Raw genomic sequence first — 15,888 nt, forward strand, 5'->3', positions numbered from 1 at the left:
TCGAAGGAACTTAATGAAGACAAGCGTAAGCGCAGACTGAATTTAGTGAATCGAACTTCCTTACGAAACGAAATAATTGATTATATAAAGGAAAGTGTAGGTTAGTTTTAAAATGGCAAAGACAACCAGAAAAGCGACAACAAAACGTCGTGTTAAGAAAAACGTTGAACACGGACAGGCACATATCCAGTCTTCTTTTAACAACACAATTGTTACTCTGACAGACAACGAAGGAAACGCTCTTTCATGGGCAAGTGCTGGTGGTCTGGGATTTAGAGGTTCAAGAAAATCTACCCCTTATGCAGCACAGATGGCAGCTGAGACTGCAACAAAAGCTGCTTTAATTCATGGTTTAAAAACTGTTGATGTTATGGTTAAAGGACCAGGATCCGGACGTGAAGCTGCAATCCGTGCCCTTCAGGCATGCGGTCTTGAAGTAACAAGTATCCGTGACGTAACACCGGTTCCGCATAACGGATGCCGTCCACCAAAACGCAGAAGAGTCTAATTTAGGAGGTAGCTTGAAATGGCAGTAAATAGAGTTCCTGTTCTGAAAAGATGCAGATCCCTTGGCCTGGATCCGATTTATTTAGGAATTGATAAAAAATCCACAAGACAGTTAAAACGTGCAAACAGAAAAATGTCTGAGTACGGTTTACAGTTAAGAGAAAAACAGAAAGCAAAATTCATCTACGGAGTTCTGGAAAAACCTTTCCACAACTACTACAACAAAGCTGACAGAATGCCGGGACAGACTGGTGAAAACCTGATGATCCTTCTGGAAAGCAGACTTGACAACGTAGTATTCCGTATGGGTCTTGCAAGAACCAGACGTGAAGCTCGTCAGATCGTTGATCACAAGCATGTACTTGTAAACGGCAAATGTGTAAACATTCCGTCTTACCTTGTAAAAGCTGGTGATACAGTTGAAATCAAAGAAAAATGCAAAGGTTCTGAAAGATACAAAGGTATTCTGGAAGTAACAGGCGGAAGACTTGTTCCGGAATGGCTTGATGTAAATCAGGAAGCTTTAAGCGGAACTGTAAAAGAACTTCCAAGAAGAGAAGCAATTGATGTTCCGGTTAACGAAATGCTTATCGTCGAGTTGTACTCCAAATAATGCATTTTAAATTAAATACCCTCAAATGTTGACAAACCCAGAAGGAGGGACTTATAGTGTTTGATTTTAATAAACCAAAAATCGAAATTACGGAAATTTCCGAAGATAAAAAATTTGGCAGATTCGTAGTAGAACCTCTCGAAAGAGGATATGGAACTACACTTGGTAATTCTCTCAGAAGAATTATGCTGTCATCCCTCCCGGGAGCAGCAGTCAGCCAGGTTAAGATTGATGGTGTCCTTCATGAATTCAGCTCTATTCCGGGCGTGAAGGAGGACGTTTCAGAAATCATCATGAATCTGAAAAGCCTTGCTATCAAGAATAACAGTGCCGACAATGAGCCGAAGACCGCATACATTGAGTGTGAGGGCAAAGGTGTCGTAACTGCTGCTGATATTCAGGCAGATCAGGATATCGAAATCATGAATCCAGATCAGGTTATTGCTACTCTTAATGGTGGTAAAGACTGCAGACTGGCTATGGAACTTACAATTACACGTGGACGTGGATATGTAAGTGCTGACAAGGGCAAAACAGACGATATGCCGATTGGTGTACTTGCTGTTGATGCAATCTATACACCGGTTGACCGTGTAAATATGATTGTTCAGAATACCCGTGTTGGTCAGATCACTGATTACGATAAACTTACATTGGATGTATATACCAATGGTACACTGGATCCGGATGAGGCTGTCAGCCTTGCTGCTAAGGTACTGAGCGAACATCTCAGCCTTTTCATTGACCTTTCTGAAAACGCTAAGACTGCAGAAGTCATGATCGAGAAGGAAGACAATGAAAAAGAAAAAGTGCTTGAAATGAGCATTGATGAGCTTGAGCTTTCTGTTCGTTCTTATAACTGCCTGAAGAGAGCCGGTATCAATACAGTAGAAGAACTTTGCAATAAGACTTCTGATGACATGATGAAGGTTCGTAACCTTGGTCGTAAGTCCTTAGAAGAAGTACTTGCTAAACTGAAAGAACTGGGATTACAGCTTCAGCCTACTGAGGAGTAATTTCATTCAGCAAATATGAGCGGGGATGCCTAAGCATCAGGACAGTAAGACCGAACAAGCATGTTCTGATGTCCCGCAGATGGAGGAAAATAAAATGGCAAAATATAGAAAATTAAGCAGAACTTCTGATCAGAGAAAAGCTCTGTTAAGAAACCAGGTGACAAATCTTCTGTATCACGGAAAAATCGTTACCACTGAAGCAAAAGCAAAAGAAATTCGCAAGATCGCTGAAGGTCTTATCGCTATGGCAGTACGTGAAAAAGATAACTTTGAGACAGTTACTGTAACTGCAAAAGTTGCACGTAAAGATGCTGATGGTAAGAGAGTAAAAGAAGTTGTAGACGGAAAGAAAGTAACCGTATACGATGAAGTACAGAAAGAGATCACTAAAGATGCTCCGTCCAGACTGCACGCTCGTCGTCAGATGGCAAAAGTTTTCTACTCAGTTAAAGAAGTACCTGCAAAAGGTGCTGGTAGAAAGAAAAACACTAAGGACATTGATATGACTAAGAAAATGTTCGAAGAAATCGCTCCAAAATACGCAGGACGTAACGGTGGTTACACAAGAATCGTTAAGATTGGACCACGTAAGGGCGATGCTGCAATGGAAGTACTTATTGAATTAGTATAATTTTCATGTGCAATAAGAGGAATGTCTCAGAAGAGATGTTCCTTTTTTTTTGTTAAGTTTCGGCAGAAGGTTGATTAATTTGCCGATATAGCGTAAAATTATGGACAATAATAAGATTAGAAAGTTACAAAATAACGATAGAAAAACAAAGGAACAAAAATATGAATATAAGAAGAATACTGGCAATCTGGGCAGCAAAAGCAGCCGGAAGTGTCTGCAAGATCATGGGCAGACAGGGTGTGACATGGGCCGGAAAGATTGCATTAAAGATATATCCGCCAATTTTAAAAGAACTTGCTGCAGAAGTACGAAAAGATATTTTTGTCGTATGTGGTACAAATGGCAAGACTACGACAAATAACATGTTGTGTGCTGCATTGGAAGCAGAGGGAAATAAGGTGATCTGCAACCATACGGGATCCAATATGTTGAATGGCGTAGTTGCAGCGTTTGCACTTGGTGCAGGACTGAACGGGCATATCAATGCGGATTATGCCTGTATTGAAGTTGATGAGGCTTCTACGCGACACGTATTTACCAAGATCAATCCGGATTATATGGTGATGACAAATCTGTTTCGTGATCAGTTGGACCGTTATGGTGAGATTGATATTACCATGAATATTCTGGAAGAGATGATACGGAAAGTTCCGGAGATGAAACTGATCGTAAATGGTGATGATGCACTTTCAGCATATCTTGCCATGGACAGTGGCAATCCATGTATATATTATGGAATCAGTCATCCGGTTATGAAAACAGAAACAAATGAGATACGTGAGGGAAGATTTTGTAAATGCTGTGGGGAACGTCTACAGTACAGTTTTTATCATTATAGTCAGCTTGGCGATTATAAATGCCCGAAATGCGGCTTCCAGAGACCAGAACTGGATTTTGATGCAGAAGAAGTAAGTGTTGGTGATCAGCTGTCATTTACTGTTGAGAACAGACGTATTACGGCAAACTATAAAGGCTTTTATAATGTATATAATATTCTGGCGGCATATGCGGGAATCCGTACAGCCGGATTAAAAGCAGAACACTTTACAGATATGCTGCGGAAATTTAATCCGGAAAATGGCCGTATGGAGCAATTTCGTATCAAAGGAACCAGCGTGATTCTGAATCTTGCAAAGAACCCGGCTGGTTTCAATCAGAATATTTCTGCTGTCATGCAGGATAAAACACCGAAAGATGTGATCATCGCCATTAATGATAATGCACAGGATGGAATTGATATTTCCTGGCTCTGGGATGTGGATTTTGATCGCTTTAGTGATGAAAGTGTGCGTTCCATCACAGTGAGCGGTATTCGCTGCCAGGATATGCGTCTGCGTATGAAATATGTAGATATTCCATCGGTTCTGGAGTCAGATGTAGAAAAAGCGATTCGTGGCCGTGTGGAGGACGGGACTGGCAATCTGTATGTGCTGGTTAACTATACGGCACTGTTCAGTACCAGAAACATTCTCAAGAAACTGGAGGGAGAACTCAAATGAAACTTACGATAGGACATTTATATCCGGACCTTCTGAATCTTTACGGAGACAGAGGCAATATCCAGTGTCTGATGAAACGATGCCAGTGGAGAGGAATCGAGGCAGAGACGATTGCCTATGAGATTGATGATACGATTGATTTTTCAAAGCTGGATATTGTGCTGCTGGGAGGCGGATCTGACCGGGAACAGATGCTGGTATGTGAAAAACTGAAAACTATTCAGAAGGATTTTAAGGCATATGTGGAAGATTACGGTGTTGTGATCGCTATCTGCGGAGGATATCAGCTCCTTGGCAAATATTACAAGACAGATCAGGGAATGATCACTGGACTGGATCTGGTAGATATGTATACAGAGCAGGAAGAAGGCCGTCTGATCAGCAATATCGTGCTGCAGAGCGATTTGTTTGATATGCCGGTGGTTGGATTTGAAAACCATGGAGGAAGAACCTGTATCAATGATAACAAGCCACTTGGAAAGGTACTTTATGGTGCTGGAAATGATGGACGTTCCGGGTATGAAGGTGTTGTTTACAAAAATGTGATCGGAACATATCTTCATGGACCGCTCCTTCCGAAGAATCCACAGCTTGCAGACTGGCTGATTCTGCATGCACTTCAGAAGAAATATGGGGAGCAGACGGAACTGTTGCCTTTGGATGACAGCCAGGAAAAAGAAGCAAATGATTATATCGTCAGTCGATTTACAAAAGAAAAATGAGGGAATAAAGATGGCAAAATCACGTAATCAGAAAGGGAAAATCTTAGTTATTGAGCATCTTCTGCAGGAGACAGGCGAGGGCAGGATCGTGACCATGCAGGAAATCCTTGACAGACTTACAGAATATGGAATCACTGCAGAAAGAAAAAGTATATACGATGATATAGAAGCACTGCGGGAATTCGGACTGGATGTACAGTTTAAGCGTGGAAGACCGGGCGGATATTATCTGGTCGGAAACGTGCCGAAACAGGCTATGCCGGTCAGAAAGACAGAAGAAAGACCGGCAGACAAAGATAAAGCAGAAAAAGCAGCCGAACATCCCAAAATACCGAAATATGTACTTGCAGAAACAGAGATACAGGAAGGCGAAAAATCAATGAAACTGCAGTGCAAAAAATCCAGAGAAAAAGAAATCCGTGAATATTTTGGAAGTCATGGTGAATATAAGATCAAAGAATCTGGTTTTCTGCAGGTGACAGTACCGCAGATCAGCGGACCTGAATTTTATGGATGGCTTGCCATGATGGGAAAAGATGTACACATTCTGAAACCCAAAAAAGTGGCTGCATCCTACAGAGATTATCTGAAAGCTCTTGCAAAAGAGTATAAGGGAGTATAGACAGAAAGGAAGACAGCATGAAAAAAAGAGCAGTATGTATGTTACTTGGAGTACTTCTGATGGGAACGGTATTTACCGGTTGTGGGAAAAACAAAGCCACAGAAGCAGCCAGTGAGAGCGCACAGACTGAAAAAGAAGGAACCGGAGAGCAAACGGCAGAAGAGACGGGATCAGATTCTTCAAAGGAAAGCAAAGCGGATACAGACAAGAAAGACGCGGATCAGACAGCCGAATCTGATGATCAGGAAAAGAATACAGCCGAAGAAGTTGTAAAAGAAAAAATAGCAGTTCTTCTTCCTGATGAAAAGAACTGGTCAAGAGATGCAAAAGAGCTGGAACTTCAGTTTGAAAATGATGGTTATGAGCCGCAGATCCTTTATGCAGAGAATGACAGCTCCAGACAGGTATCGCAGATTCAGCAGATGACAGAAGAGGCAGTGTCGGCTATGGTGATCGCACCGGTAGATCCATATGGACTGGGAGATGTACTGAGCACTGTAAAGGATGCAGAGATCCCGGTATTTTCTTATGAAAGTCTGATCATGGATACCAATGCAGTCAACTATTATGTGACATTTGGCGGACGACAGGTTGGTCAGATGATCGGGAAACAGATCATAGACAGCGAAGAGCTGGATAAAGTTCAGGAAGCAAAAGAATCCAGAAGTATAGAATTCTTTATGGGATCCCTGGATGATACGCAGGCACTGTTTCTTTATAATGGAGTAATGGAAACATTACAGCCGTATCTGGACGATGGAACGCTGGTCTGCAGATCCGGCAAACTGTCTTTTGATGATACGGGACTTCTCCGCTGGAGTACAGAGCTGGCAAGAACAAGAATGACAGATATACTGGCAGCGTATTATCAGGAGGGAGAATATCCGGATATCATCTGTACCGGATTTGATAATGCAGCCATGGGAGTAGAAAAAGCCCTGGAAGAAAATGGTCTTATGCCTGGAGCTGAAAGCTGGCCATTGATCAGCGGCTCAGGATGTAATGCGGAAGGTGTACGCAGAATCGCGGAAGGAAAGCAGTCATTCAGCATCTTTATGGATCGCAGGGAACTTGCAGACAAATGCGAAGAGATGGTACATGTATATCTGCATGGGGAAGATGATCCGGAGGTCAATGATTATGAGCAGTATGATAACGGTGTCAAGATCATTGGTACATATCTTTGTGAGCCACAATTGATCGATCGTGAAAATTATGAGATTCTGATTGACAATGGATATTATACAGAGGATGAGGTAAAACCGGCAGCCACGCCTACTCCTACCCCGGAACCAGTCACTCCAACTCCGGCAGAAACAGTGACTCCAACCCCGACAGAGGAAGCAAAACCGACAGAAACGGTGACACCGACCCCGACAGAGGAAGTGGAGCCAACAGAAACCGCCACTCCTACACCTGCCAGAGAAGCTGGTGTGACGGCAACTCCGACTCCAAAAGCGCAAACGACGCTGAAACAATCTTCAAAAAATAAATAAGGATATCAAAAAAGGAACTCCTGATTGCAGGGGTTCCTTTAAATATACAGAGATATATAAGATCATTCACGGAATGTCAGGGAATCATTGGTCATAGAATCTACAATTGCCAGAGATTCCAGACGGACCCCCATATCACGAATTTTCTGACCGCCGTTCTGGAAGCCTTTTTCGATCACGATACCGGCACCTTCAAGTGTTGCACCGGATTCTTTGACAATATCGATCAGGCCAAGAAGGGCACATCCGTTTGCAAGGAAATCGTCGATCAGAAGAACATGATCTTCCGGTCCGAGAAATTTCTTGGATAAAATAACGTCATAAACTTTTTTATGAGTGAAGGATTCTATTTTTGAACAATACATTTCTCCATCAAGATTCAGGCTCTGAGATTTTTTTGCAAAAATCACAGGTACATCAAAATACTGAGCCGCGATACAGGCAATACCTATGCCGGAGGCCTCGATTGTAAGGATTTTGGTGATCGGACAATCTGCAAAACGTCTCTTGAATTCTTTACCGATCTCGTTGATGAGAGTAATATCCATCTGATGATTCAAAAAACTGTCTACCTTCAAAATATTACCTGGTTTCACGATTCCATCTTTCAGTATACGGTCCTTTAAAAGCTGCATGATTTCTCTCCTTTGATCTTGTAAGCATTTTTATAAAATTATACTAATGATACTCTATTCTTCGAAGAAGTTCAATTCTTTTCGACAAAATTTTTTTTATAAAATTACAAATAAATTGGGAAATAGAAAAAACTTATGTTACAATGAGAACAACGTAAGAATGAAACAGGAGGTAACAAAATGGCTGAACAGAAATATACAGTAGATGCGATGGGAGAGCAGTGTCCGATCCCGGTAGTAAAGACGAAAAAAGTTCTCGACAGTATTCAGGGAGATGCAGAGATTACTGTACTGGTAGATAATGAGATTGCCGTACAGAACCTTACCAGAATGGGTAAAAGTGCCGGAGCCGAAGTGATTTCCGAGAAAAAAAATGAAAAAGAATTCCATGTGATCATCCGCGTAAAGGACAGAGAACCGGCAGCTGGAGCAGAGAATGAAACTGTTTCCTGCATTCCGGATGTCAAGGGCGACTTTGTAATCGCAGTAGATACGGCTACAATGGGAAGAGGGAATGACGAGCTTGGTAAAGTTTTGATGAAAGGTTTCCTTTTTGCAGTGACACAGCTGGATGAACTTCCAAAGACCATGCTCTTTTATAATGGTGGTGCAACGCTGACTACAGAAGGTTCTGAGTCTCTGGAAGACCTGAAGAGTCTGGAAGCGCAGGGTGTGACGATCAAGACCTGTGGAACCTGTCTGAATTATTATGGACTGACAGAGAAGCTTAAGGTTGGTGAAGTGACCAATATGTATGATATCGTAGAAACAATGGCAAAAGCTTCCAAAGTCGTAAAACCATGATTCAGAAGATTCCGAGGTATCTGCTTACATTTTATAATACGAGTGGTGCAATTGCGGTGGAGAGATTCTGTAAGGCGAATGGAATTCCCGGAAGACTGATTCCCGTTCCGAGAGAGATTTCAGCGAGTTGTGGACTGTCCTGGGCAGTTCCGGCAGAACAGAGAGAAGAGCTCGCAGAGATTGAAACAGAATTTGCGGATGAGATAGAAGGAAAATGGACGCTGGAGATTTAGCTGTGGATGTATTGTCAGATATCTGTCGCAGTATTAGAAAGTGTGGAAAATATGAAAGAATACGAAGTAATCTGGGAAATCTATAATAAATGCCCGAGAAATCAGATGAGGGATGTCTTTGTGGAGGAAGTGGAGATTGCAGATCCGGAGGAGTATGTGAAGCAGAAATTCCAGGGGAAAGATGTCTCCTATGATAAAACCGTTCTTGAGGATGGTACGATCATCTTTGATATCGTCACTTCACAGATAAAACAGAGATGTTCCTTTACAGAGATTTAATGAGTGTGGTATAATATAATTTCAAGGTTGCTGCGGTACGGCAATCCGTAAGATACCAATCTGATACCTGAGAGGAGCACAGACATGAGTGAAACAAACGAAACCCATGTACATGTACTGGAAGACGGAACGATAATGGAACATTCCCATTCTCATGAAAATCATGGAGAACATGGTCATCATCACAGCCATGCCCAGACAAAGGCGGTTCTGAACCGGCTTTCCAGAGCCATCGGACATCTGGAATCCATTAAACGTATGGTCGAAGATGGCAGAGACTGTTCAGAAGTGCTGATTCAGCTTTCAGCAGTGAAGTCCGCCATTAACAATACCGGTAAGATCATTCTTCAGGATCATATTGAGCATTGTATCGTAGATGCGGTAGAGCACGGCGATAAAGACGCGATCAAAGAACTGGAACGTGCGATCGACCGTTTTATGAAATAAAAGTATGTCTCGGGATTTTGCCCTGTTCATGGCAAAACAACGCGCGGGATATTACTTGTGAACAGTAACAAACAAAATACAGAGAATGCGGTTCAGGCAGACACAGCAGCATTCTCGGAAAATAAAGGAGTATAGAAAAATGGCAGAATGCAGTAACAGCGGCTCATGTGGTAAATCAAGCTGTGAGGGATGCGCAAGCAAAGGACAGAGCAATCCGCAGAATTTTATGGCAGAGCAGAACATTTTTTCAGATGTAAAACACGTCATTGGTGTTGTCAGCGGCAAAGGTGGCGTAGGAAAATCTTTTGTAACAGGTTCCCTCGCAAATGCAATGGCAGCGAAAGGCTATAAAGTAGGTATTCTGGATGCAGATATCACAGGACCATCCATTCCGAAGATGTATGGACTTACAGGAGCAGCACAGGCAGATGATAACGGTATCTACCCGATGGAGACAGCAAATGGTATTAAGGTTATGTCCATCAACCTTCTTCTTCCGACAGAAGACACTCCGGTTATCTGGAGAGGACCGGTCCTTGCAAACATGGTAAAACAGTTCTGGACAGATGTTGTATGGGATAAAGTTGACTATCTCTTCGTAGATATGCCTCCTGGAACAGGCGATGTACCGCTTACGGTATTCCAGTCCCTTCCGATTGATGGAATCGTGATCGTAAGCTCTCCGCAGGATCTTGTAAAGATGATCGTTAAAAAAGCTTACAACATGGCAGAGATGATGAAAATTCCGGTGCTCGGAATCGTAGAAAACTACAGTTATGTGAAATGCCCGGACTGCGGAACTCCGATCAAGATCTTTGGTGAGAGCCATATTGATGAGATCGCAGCAGAGCTGAATGTTCCGGTATTAGGAAAGATGCCGATCGACATGGCATATGCATCCAAGGCAGACAGCGGTGCGTTCGACCAGATCAACAACGAATACATCACAAAAGCCGTAGAGGTTATGCCAGAGTAATTTCTGACAGATAATCCCCGACAGTTATTGGAAAATAAATCCGGTAACTGTCGGGGATTTTTTACTTTACAGGAAGTTATTCCGTAATGTTCTGATAAAGTGAAAAACGCTCCGCTTTATCCTTTTCAGAACATCTCTAAGAAACGTTCGGCCGCCTGGGAAACAGGAAGGCTGTCATGCTGGACGAGTACAAGCTGTCGTTTTGGAAGTGGCTGGGCGAGCGGGATGGGTTTCAGAGAATCATCCGGATTCAGCATATAATCCGGAATGCAGGCAATACCCAGACCGATGCGGGCAAGATCCATCAGAAGATCGTTGCTGTTCAATTCGACTTCAGGCAGCAGTTTCAGGCCATGAGAGGTAAAGGTCTGCTGCAGATACTCACTTGTGGTACTTTTGGAAGAAAGCATCAGGACCGGCTGCTTCAGAAGTGTCTGAAATTCGCAGGGCAGTTCATCGGGACTGAAACATCCGGGTTTACCGACAAAGATATCCTGAAAATTCTGAAGGATTTTTATTTTCATATGACTGCCAAGGCGTGAATTCGGAGAATTACAGACGATCAGGTCAACCTGTCCTTTTTCCAGAAGTTCCACGCAGCCGATGGAAGTACTGTTGGTGACTTTGATACGGACATCCGGAAAATCCTGATGAAATTTCTGAAGATAGTGAAGAAGATAATAACGGCAGATCGTGTCACTGGCACCTATGCGTAGCTGGCCTTTCAGCATATTATCCCCGGACAGCAGAGATTCACCTTCATCCAGCATCTGCATGGCAGGTTTGACATGCTGTAACAGAAGTTCCCCTTCCGGCGTAAGGAGGACCTTTTTGGTACTGCGGATAAAAAGTGTATGATTCAGCTTCTTTTCCAGTGTTTTGATCGACTGACTGACAGCTGACTGTGAGATAAAAAGTTCCCGGGAAGCTTCCGAGAAGCTTAAGGTGGTAGCTACATAATAAAAAACTTTATATAATTCGAGATTGATGTCCATATAAACGAACCTCCTGCTATTTTAAAATCGAAGTTTTTAAAACATAAATTAGCATAGCTAATAAAAAATATAAGATATATTAATTTTACTAATGATATTTCTTATGATACTATAAACTCAGTAATTTAACAAGAATATACATAATAACAATGCACGAAGGAAAGGAGTTTCTAATGAGTAACGTAAGACGCGTTTATGTAGAAAAGAAACCAGCCTATGCCGTACAGGCAAAAGAATTAAAGCATGAGATCAGCAGCTATCTCGGAATCAAATCCGCAACGAATGTAAGAGTGCTGATCCGTTATGATGTAGAAAATATTTCAGATGAAGTTTTTGAAAAAGCATGCAGAACCGTATTTGCAGAGCCGCCGGTTGACGACCTGTATCTTGAGAAATTTGAAGCCGCAGAAGGCGCAAAGATCTTTTCCGTAGAATATCTCCCGGGACAGTTCGACCAGAGAGCAGATTCCGCTGTACAGTGTGTACAGTTCCTTGATGGAGATGCACAGCCGATCATCCGCTCTGCGACGACTTATGTAATAGAAGGAAATGTAACAGACGAAGAATTTGATGCCATCAAACATCACTGCATCAACCCGGTAGATTCCCGTGAGACAGGACTTGAGAAACCGGAAACACTGGTTACCGTATTCCCGGAACCGGAGGATGTCAAGATTTTTGACGGATTCAAAGATATGCCGGAAGCAGACCTCAAAGCACTGTATGATTCTCTGAATCTTGCAATGACCTTCAAGGATTTCCAGCACATCCAGAATTATTTTAAGAACGAAGAGAAACGTGATCCGTCCATGACGGAGATCCGTGTACTGGATACCTACTGGTCTGATCACTGCCGTCATACCACATTCTCCACAGAACTTACCGATGTGAAGTTTGATGAGGGCGATTACAAAGAACCGATCGTAAAGACTTATGAGAAATATCTTGCTGACAGAGAAGTTCTCTACAAAGGCCGCGATGACAAATTTGTCTGCCTGATGGATCTTGCTCTGATGGCAATGAAGAAACTGAAATCCGAGGGCAAACTTGCTGACCAGGAAGAATCCGATGAGATCAATGCCTGCAGTATCGTTGTCCCGGTAGATGTAGACGGCAAGGAAGAAGAGTGGCTCATCAACTTCAAGAATGAGACACACAACCATCCTACAGAGATCGAGCCATTTGGTGGTGCTGCTACCTGCCTCGGTGGTGCGATCCGTGACCCGCTTTCCGGACGTACTTATGTATATCAGGCAATGCGTGTGACAGGTGCTGCCGACCCGACGGTATCTGTGAAGGAAACCCTCAAGGGCAAACTTCCGCAGAAGAAGCTTGTCAGAAGCGCAGCTCACGGCTACAGCTCCTATGGTAACCAGATCGGTCTGGCTACCGGTTATGTCAAAGAAGTTTATCATCCGGATTACGTTGCGAAACGTATGGAGATCGGTGCTGTTATGGGTGCAGCTCCGAGACGCGCAGTCATCCGTGAGAACTCTGATCCGGGCGATATCATCATCCTTCTCGGAGGACGTACCGGACGTGACGGTATCGGTGGTGCTACCGGTTCCTCCAAAGTACATACAGAGGCATCTATCGAAGTCTGCGGTGCAGAAGTACAGAAAGGTAATGCACCGACAGAGCGTAAGATCCAGCGTATGTTCAGACGTGAGGAAGTCAGCCACATTATCAAGAAATGTAACGACTTCGGTGCCGGCGGTGTATCCGTTGCCATCGGTGAACTTGCAGACGGACTTCGCGTAGACCTCGACAAAGTTCCGAAGAAATATGCCGGTCTTGACGGAACAGAGATCGCAATCTCTGAATCCCAGGAGCGTATGGCAGTTGTTGTAGATCCGAAAGACGTAGACACTTTCCTTGGCTATGCAAACGAAGAAAACCTGGAAGCAATTCCGGTTGCAGTCGTTACCGAAGATCCTCGTCTTGTCCTTACCTGGAGAGGAAAGGAGATTGTAAATATTTCCCGTGCTTTCCTTGATACCAACGGTGCACATCAGGAAACAACCGTAGAAGTTGAGATCCCGAACAAAGAGGGCAATCTTTTTGAAGACCGCCCGGATGTAGCAGATGTCAGGGCAAAATGGCTCGAGACACTTGCCGACCTCAACGTATGCTCACAGAAAGGCCTCGTCGAGATGTTCGATGGTTCTATCGGAGCTGGAAGCGTATTTATGCCATACGGCGGTCAGTATCAGCTTACCGAGACACAGAGCATGGTTGCCAAAGTTCCGGTACAGAATGGCAAGACTGACACCGTAACGATGATGAGCTATGGATTTGATCCGTATCTGTCCTCCTGGAGCCCGTATCACGGAGCAGCCTATGCAGTGACAGAATCTGTTGCAAGGATCGTTGCGACAGGCGGTGACTATAAGAAGATCCGCTTCACCTTCCAGGAATACTTCCGTCGCATGACCGAAGATCCTAAGAGATGGAGCCAGCCATTCTCCGCACTTCTTGGTGCATATGCGGCACAGATGGGATTCGGACTTCCGTCCATCGGAGGTAAGGACAGTATGTCCGGTACTTTCAACGAGATTGACGTACCTCCGACACTCGTTTCCTTTGCAGTAGATGTGGCGAAGATCCAGGATGTCATTACTCCTGAACTCAAAAAAGCCGGAAACAAACTGGTATGGCTCCGTGCGCCACGTGATCAGTACGATCTGCCAGATTACGCAGGAATCATGGATCAGTATGAAAAACTCCATAACGATATCCAGAGCGGCAAAGTCGTTTCCGCTTATGCACTGGATCGTCATGGTATTGCAGCAGCTGTTTCCAAGATGGCATTCGGTAATGCACTTGGCGTAAAGATCGAGCATAATCTGGATCCGAGAGATTTCTTTGCTCCGGGATTTGGCGATATCATCATGGAAGTTCCGGCAGACAAAGTCGGCGAGCTTTCCATCACTTACACACTGATCGGTGAAGTTACTGACGACGGTAAATTCTCTTATGGAAATACTGTGATCACAGAGGCAGAAGCAGTAGAGGCATGGAAAGGAACTCTGGAAAGAGTCTTCAAGACCGCTTCCGGTGAAGAAAACGAAAAACCTGCCAAAGATGATCTGTACCATGCAGAAAACATCTATGTATGCAAACACAAAGTTGCAAAACCGCGAGTATTTATTCCGGTATTCCCGGGAACCAACTGCGAATACGACAGCACCCGTGCATTCGAGAGAGCAGGCGCAGAAGTGGATGTCAAAGTCTTCAAGAACCTGACTGCAGAAGATATCCATGATTCTGTAGAACTCTTTGAGAAAGCAATCAATGAGGCTCAGATCATCATGTTCCCTGGCGGATTCTCCGCAGGTGATGAACCGGATGGTTCTGCGAAATTCTTTGCAACTGCATTCCAGAATGCAAAGATCAAAGAAGCTGTTATGAAACTTGTAAATGAGAGAGACGGTCTTGCACTTGGTATCTGCAATGGTTTCCAGGCACTGATCAAACTTGGTCTTGTACCATACGGTGAGATCTGCGGACAGAAAGAAGATTCTCCGACACTGACCTTCAATACCATCGGCCGCCATATCTCCAAGATGGTCTACACCAAAGTTGTCAGCAACAAGTCTCCATGGCTTCAGAAAGCACAGCTTGGCGGTGTATACTGCAACCCGGCATCCCACGGTGAAGGACGTTTCGTTGCCAACGATGAATGGCTTGCAAAACTTTTCGCAAACGGACAGGTTGCAACTCAGTATGTAACTCCGACCGGAGAATTGAGCGCAGATGAAGAATGGAACGTAAATGGTTCCTACATGAACATCGAAGGTATCACAAGCCCTGACGGACGTATCCTTGGCAAGATGGCACACAGCGAACGCCGCGGTGACGGTGTGGCTGTCAACATCTACGGCGAGCAGGATATCAAGATCTTTGAGTCCGGTGTAGAGTACTTCAAATAATAACATATGACAGTTTTGAGCCCTCGCTTATACGGCGGGGGCTTAAGATTGCAGATAAAGTCCATGGCAGTAACAGGGGCTTTTCTTTTTTGGCATAATGGTGGCAAATCTTTTATATGACAGGGCTATTAGCATCGATTCATGCGCCTGACGTGTTTTTCGATGCTTGATATGTTTGTTATATTAAGATACTGGCATCGATATATACATCTGACGTGTTTTCCGATGCCAGATATGTTTGTTATGTTAAGATACTGGCATCGATATGAACACCTGACGTGTTTTCCGATGCCAGATATGTTTGTTATATGGTCAAGTCCTTTTTTGTGTGTAAATTCCCTTTAGGTATAAAAAGTATTACGCCGCAAGCATTTTTTGTTGTTCAATAGCAATCAAGCGTAACTGCTTTTTACAATGCGATAGTGCTGTTTTATCTTTTTTACTTATATTGAGTTTTTGTTCTAGTGAATACCGCTCATGC

The 15,888-nt window shown here is 43.6% G+C and carries 16 protein-coding genes; 14 read left to right on the top strand and 2 right to left on the bottom strand.

What is annotated here, in order from left to right; genetic code table 11:
- The first annotated feature begins 112 nt into the window (after positions 1-112).
- The 8 genes from rpsK to KQI91_RS08465 all read left to right on the top strand — a co-directional run bounded on the left by rpsK (position 113) and on the right by KQI91_RS08465 (position 7,106).
- Positions 113-508 (top strand): 30S ribosomal protein S11, encoded by a 396-nt coding sequence (gene rpsK, locus KQI91_RS08430; RefSeq protein ID WP_022214196.1) that lies wholly within the window; start codon positions 113-115, stop codon positions 506-508.
- Between the two features lie 18 nt (positions 509-526).
- Positions 527-1,120: a 30S ribosomal protein S4 gene (rpsD, locus tag KQI91_RS08435; RefSeq protein WP_216392388.1), complete on the top strand. Its 594-nt coding sequence runs from the start codon at positions 527-529 to the stop codon at positions 1,118-1,120.
- Positions 1,121-1,176: 56 nt separating this feature from the next.
- Positions 1,177-2,136 carry a DNA-directed RNA polymerase subunit alpha gene (locus KQI91_RS08440; protein WP_044926370.1) on the top strand — a complete coding sequence of 320 codons (960 nt, stop codon included), beginning with the start codon at positions 1,177-1,179 and terminating at the stop codon, positions 2,134-2,136.
- 94 nt (positions 2,137-2,230) lie between these two features.
- Complete coding sequence (locus tag KQI91_RS08445) at positions 2,231-2,767, top strand: bL17 family ribosomal protein (RefSeq protein WP_253288458.1); 537 nt, start codon at positions 2,231-2,233, stop codon at positions 2,765-2,767.
- A 161-nt stretch (positions 2,768-2,928) separates the two neighbouring features.
- The gene (locus tag KQI91_RS08450; RefSeq protein ID WP_216392389.1) at positions 2,929-4,266 is read left to right on the top strand and encodes a MurT ligase domain-containing protein; all 1,338 of its coding nucleotides are present in this window, start codon (positions 2,929-2,931) and stop codon (positions 4,264-4,266) included.
- The gene (locus KQI91_RS08455) at positions 4,263-4,988 is read left to right on the top strand and encodes a type 1 glutamine amidotransferase (RefSeq protein ID WP_216392390.1); all 726 of its coding nucleotides are present in this window, start codon (positions 4,263-4,265) and stop codon (positions 4,986-4,988) included. Before KQI91_RS08450 ends, KQI91_RS08455 begins: the two co-directional genes overlap by 4 nt.
- 10 nt (positions 4,989-4,998) lie before the next feature.
- Entirely contained in the window at positions 4,999-5,610 is a 612-nt protein-coding gene (locus KQI91_RS08460) for a WYL domain-containing protein (RefSeq protein ID WP_216392391.1), read from the top strand.
- Positions 5,611-5,627: 17 nt separating this feature from the next.
- Positions 5,628-7,106, top strand: a complete 1,479-nt coding sequence (locus KQI91_RS08465; protein WP_216392392.1) for a substrate-binding domain-containing protein — start codon at positions 5,628-5,630, stop codon at positions 7,104-7,106.
- 62 nt (positions 7,107-7,168) lie between these two features.
- Here KQI91_RS08465 and KQI91_RS08470 read toward each other — a convergent pair whose 3' ends face one another.
- The gene (locus KQI91_RS08470; protein WP_216392393.1) at positions 7,169-7,741 is read right to left on the bottom strand and encodes a xanthine phosphoribosyltransferase; all 573 of its coding nucleotides are present in this window, start codon (positions 7,739-7,741) and stop codon (positions 7,169-7,171) included.
- Positions 7,742-7,921: 180 nt separating this feature from the next.
- On the opposite strand from KQI91_RS08470, the gene yedF reads away from it, so the two are divergent.
- The 5 genes from yedF (at position 7,922) to KQI91_RS08495 (ending at position 10,480) form a co-directional block, all read left to right on the top strand.
- Positions 7,922-8,545 (top strand): sulfurtransferase-like selenium metabolism protein YedF, encoded by a 624-nt coding sequence (yedF, locus tag KQI91_RS08475; protein WP_216392394.1) that lies wholly within the window; start codon positions 7,922-7,924, stop codon positions 8,543-8,545.
- Positions 8,542-8,778: a DUF3343 domain-containing protein gene (locus tag KQI91_RS08480; protein ID WP_216392395.1), complete on the top strand. Its 237-nt coding sequence runs from the start codon at positions 8,542-8,544 to the stop codon at positions 8,776-8,778. The genes yedF and KQI91_RS08480 overlap by 4 nt, the downstream gene beginning before the upstream one ends.
- 6 nt (positions 8,779-8,784) lie before the next feature.
- Positions 8,785-9,057, top strand: coding sequence for a hypothetical protein (locus KQI91_RS08485; protein ID WP_330654497.1), 273 nt, complete (start codon positions 8,785-8,787; stop codon positions 9,055-9,057).
- Positions 9,058-9,141: 84 nt separating this feature from the next.
- Complete coding sequence (locus KQI91_RS08490; protein WP_216392396.1) at positions 9,142-9,504, top strand: metal-sensing transcriptional repressor; 363 nt, start codon at positions 9,142-9,144, stop codon at positions 9,502-9,504.
- A gap of 139 nt (positions 9,505-9,643) precedes the next feature.
- Complete coding sequence (locus KQI91_RS08495; RefSeq protein ID WP_216392397.1) at positions 9,644-10,480, top strand: Mrp/NBP35 family ATP-binding protein; 837 nt, start codon at positions 9,644-9,646, stop codon at positions 10,478-10,480.
- A gap of 125 nt (positions 10,481-10,605) precedes the next feature.
- On the opposite strand, the gene KQI91_RS08500 is transcribed toward KQI91_RS08495, so the two are convergent.
- Positions 10,606-11,475, bottom strand: coding sequence for a LysR family transcriptional regulator (locus KQI91_RS08500; protein WP_216392398.1), 870 nt, complete (start codon positions 11,473-11,475; stop codon positions 10,606-10,608).
- 173 nt (positions 11,476-11,648) lie between these two features.
- Here KQI91_RS08500 and KQI91_RS08505 point away from each other — a divergent pair, with 173 nt between their 5' ends.
- On the top strand, positions 11,649-15,407 hold the full coding sequence (locus tag KQI91_RS08505; protein ID WP_216392399.1) for a phosphoribosylformylglycinamidine synthase: 3,759 nt from the start codon (positions 11,649-11,651) through the stop codon (positions 15,405-15,407).
- Positions 15,408-15,888: the final 481 nt, after the last annotated feature.

It is taken from the genome of Blautia sp. MSJ-19, from assembly GCF_018918125.1.
Lineage (GTDB): Bacteria > Bacillota > Clostridia > Lachnospirales > Lachnospiraceae > Blautia_A.